This is a genomic window from Mesorhizobium sp. M0496, assembly GCF_040321205.1.
Classification (GTDB): Bacteria; Pseudomonadota; Alphaproteobacteria; order Rhizobiales; family Rhizobiaceae; genus Mesorhizobium.
In genome coordinates this window covers 1-3,547 of the sequence record NZ_JAMYRC010000093.1, presented here as the reverse complement: position 1 = coordinate 3,547, position 3,547 = coordinate 1, and the positions used below count along the sequence as shown (strand labels likewise).

Below are 3,547 nucleotides of genomic sequence, written 5' to 3'. Positions count from 1 at the left end.
AATTCCTCAATTCCTCAATTCCTCAATTCCTCAATTCCTCAATTCCTCAATTCCTCAATTCCTCAATTCCTCAATTCCTCAATTCTTCCCTTGGTCTGCCGCGCCGTTGCCAGGCCGACGCCGAATGTGGTGATCGCCATGCCGACAATCTGCAGCGCGTTGAGCTGCTCGTCGAACAAGGCCCAGGCGATGATGGCCGTCACCGCCGGCACCAAATAGAACAGCGAGGCCACTTTCGACATCTCGCCGTCGCGGATCATCACCATCAACAGGAAGATGGCGCCGAGCGACAGCACCAGCACCAGCCAGGCCATGGCGAAGATCAGTTCGCCGTTGATGACGACCGTGTGCGTCTCGAAGGCCAGCGCCGCCAGGATCATGACAGCCGCGCCGCCGACATATTGCCACATGGTTGCCGCGACGAGGTCGCCGCCGGATGCGAAGCGTTTCTGCCAGATGGTGCCGGCGCTCATGCCGAGCACCGAGACCAGCGAGGCGGTCAGCGTCGCCGCCGTCACGCCGCCGCCCAGCGCCCCGAGCTTGGGCCACAGCACGATGACGATGCCGATGAGGCCGATGCCAAGGCCAAGCCAGTGGCGCGGCAGGATCGCCTCGCCGAGAAACTTGCCGGCAAGCACCGCCGTGATCAGCGGCTGCAGGCCGACGATGAGGGCCGAAAAGCCGGCAGGCATGCCCCGGTGGATGGCCCAGAACACTGCGCCGAGATAGACGCCGTGCATCAGTATGCCGGCGCCGGTGGCATGCAATGCCTCCTCGCTTGTGGCTCCCTTCGAGCCCAGCACAAGCATCAGGATGGCCAGCAGGACAGCGGCGATGACGAAACGCGCGGCAAGGAAGGTGAACGGCTCCGCCCACGGCATGGCATAGCGCGCGCCGATGAAGCCGGTCGCCCACAGGACGACGAAGGTGGCGGGAATGAACCGCTTGATGCTGCGCATGTTCCGGAGTCCGCCGTACTGGAGAGAATTGCCGTGGCGATGCTCTAATACCGTTCAACCCGGCGCGCAAAGCGAAACCGTTGATCCATACATCACCGGAATTCAACGCCCGGTGCATCTGGCTGGCGGTTTCTCTGATCCCGCCGGACTCAAAGCCCGACCATCCGCCTGACGTCATCAGGTGATGCGCCGGCATGACGTAGCGCGGCTAGGCCGGTGTCGCCGAGGCTCTTGGACAGCTTTCGTCCGTCGGGCCCGAGGATGAGACGATGATGGAAATAGGCCGGTTGCGGCAGCCCGAGTAGCTCCTGGAGGAGGCGCTGCACGCCGGTGGCGGAAAACAGATCCTGCCCGCGCACGACGTGACTGATGCCTTGCAGCGCATCGTCCATGACGACGGCGAGGTGGTAGCTGGTCGGGATGTCGCGGCGTGCCACGATCACGTCGCCCCAGTCCTGCGGGCGGGCTTCGACGGAGCGTGTCGCAACCAGCGTCTCGTCGGAATACTCCGTCCATGACAGGTCCTTGCCGACACGCGCCAAGGCGGCGCCGATATCCAGCCGCCAGGCGAAGGGCGTGTTTTCGGCAATCCGCCGCTTGCGTTCCTTCACCGGCAGCGCCTTGTCGGCGGCGGGATAGAGCGGCACGCCGTCGGGGTCGCGCGGCCAGTCGCGCCCGTGCCCGTCGCTGTCGGTGATGAAGGCGCGGATTTCACCACGGCTCATGAAGGCGGGATAGACGAGTTCTTCCTCGATCAGCCGCTCAAGCGTCGCCTCGTATTCGGCGAAATGCTCCGACTGGCGGCGCACCGGCTCTTCCCAGGCGAGCCCCAGCCATTTCAGATCGGCAAGCACGCCGGCCTCGAATTGCGGCGTGCAGCGCGTGGTGTCGATATCCTCGATGCGCAGCAGCAGGCGGCCGCCAGCCTGTGTCGCCAGCTTCTGGTTGAGCAGCGCCGAAAAGGCATGGCCGAGATGCAGGTCGCCATTGGGGCTGGGCGCGAAGCGGAATGTCAGGAGTGTCATCTCTCAAACGGCAATCGGGTTGTGCGGCGGTTTTGCCAATTGCTACCGTGCAGCCGGTCAAGGAACAAGAAAGCATGCAGCGTATCGTGACATCGGACGACATTGCCCGGGGGCTCGATGCGCTTTGCGTGATCGACCCACGCCTGGAAAAGGTGCGCGGCATGGCCGGCGAGGTGCCGCTGCGGCTTTCCGAGCCGGGGTTCAGGAGCCTGGCGTCGATCGTCGTCTCGCAGCAAGTGTCCCGCGCCAGCGCCGATGCCATCTTCGGCCGGCTGACGAAACTCGTCGATCCGCTGACGCCGCAGGCTATCCTGGCTGCCGGCGAAGACATGTTTCGCGACGCCGGCCTGTCGCGGCCCAAGCAGCGCGGCCTGATCGCAATTGCGAAAGCCGTGGTCGATGGCCTCGACCTGCATCACCTCTGTTCGCTCGATGCCCAGGAGGCGATCACGACGATGACGGCGGTGTCCGGCATCGGTCCCTGGACGGCGGAAGTCTACCTGTTGTTTGCCGCCGGGCACCCCGACATCTTCCCGGCGCGAGACGTCGCGCTGCAGAGCGCGGTCGGCCACGCGCTCGGCATCGACCCGCGTCCGCCGGAGAAAACACTGATCGCATTGGCCGAATCATGGAGCCCGTGGCGAGGTGTCGCGTCGCGGCTTTTCTGGTCCTATTATCGCGAAACCAGAGGGCGGGACGCCGCACCACCAGCCTGAAACCGCAAAAAAGCCTGAAAATCATGTCTTTTTGCCGCTTCGATGACGCGACAATCCGCTTCACATCCCTGTCATGTCGGGCTTACAGTATCCTCGCCGTTCGGGTCTAGAACCAAGGAGGTAAACACGTGACGGTTGCCGTATCTCCGGATGGGCTTCCAGCACTGGTGCTGAATGCGGATTACCGTCCGCTCAGCTATTACCCCCTGTCGCTCTGGTCGTGGCAAGACGCGATCAAGGCGGTGTTCCTCGACCGGGTGAACATCGTGGCCGAATACGAGCACGCCGTTTCCTCGCCGACCTTCTCGATGAAGCTGCCGAGCGTGGTCAGCCTGAAGGCCTATGTGAAGCCGTCGAGGCATCCGGCCTTCACCCGCTTCAACGTCTTCCTGCGCGACCGTTTCCAGTGCCAGTATTGCGGCACGCCGGAGGACCTGACCTTCGATCACGTCATCCCCCGCCATCGCGGCGGCGCGACCACATGGGAGAATGTCGTTGCCGCCTGTTCGCCTTGCAACCTCAGGAAGGGCGGCATGATGCCGGCGCACGCCAAGATGTGGCCGCTGCAAAAGCCATTCCAGCCGACAGTGCACGATCTGCACAATAACGGCCGCCTGTTCCCGCCCAACCATCTGCATGAGAGCTGGATGGATTATCTGTACTGGGATGTCGAACTCGAACCCTGAGCTCGTCCGAGAATTCGGGAGGCCGGCCGTCTGGAGCGATTGTCTGCGCTTCCGATGCTCACATGCCTACTGGACCTGACCTGCCACTGAGAATTTCCTCCATCTGAGATTAGAGTCCGGGCCTTGATTGAAGGACGGACTGATGAAGAGAAAGCGGTTTA

General features: G+C 63.1%; 4 protein-coding genes. 2 read left to right on the top strand and 2 right to left on the bottom strand.

Features of this window, described 5'->3' with window-relative positions:
* Positions 1–62 precede the first annotated feature (62 nt).
* Positions 63–959 (bottom strand): DMT family transporter, encoded by an 897-nt coding sequence (locus NKI73_RS33385; protein ID WP_352636288.1) that lies wholly within the window; start codon positions 957–959, stop codon positions 63–65.
* A 149-nt stretch (positions 960–1,108) separates the two neighbouring features.
* Complete coding sequence (gene gluQRS / locus NKI73_RS33380) at positions 1,109–1,984, bottom strand: tRNA glutamyl-Q(34) synthetase GluQRS (RefSeq protein ID WP_352636287.1); 876 nt, start codon at positions 1,982–1,984, stop codon at positions 1,109–1,111.
* A 74-nt stretch (positions 1,985–2,058) separates the two neighbouring features.
* Between gluQRS and NKI73_RS33375 the strand changes: the two genes are divergently transcribed.
* Positions 2,059–2,700: a DNA-3-methyladenine glycosylase family protein gene (locus NKI73_RS33375; protein ID WP_352636285.1), complete on the top strand. Its 642-nt coding sequence runs from the start codon at positions 2,059–2,061 to the stop codon at positions 2,698–2,700.
* A 128-nt stretch (positions 2,701–2,828) separates the two neighbouring features.
* A complete protein-coding gene (locus tag NKI73_RS33370; RefSeq protein WP_006328497.1) occupies positions 2,829–3,386 on the top strand; it encodes an HNH endonuclease in 558 nt (185 codons plus the stop codon).
* Positions 3,387–3,547 lie beyond the last annotated feature (161 nt).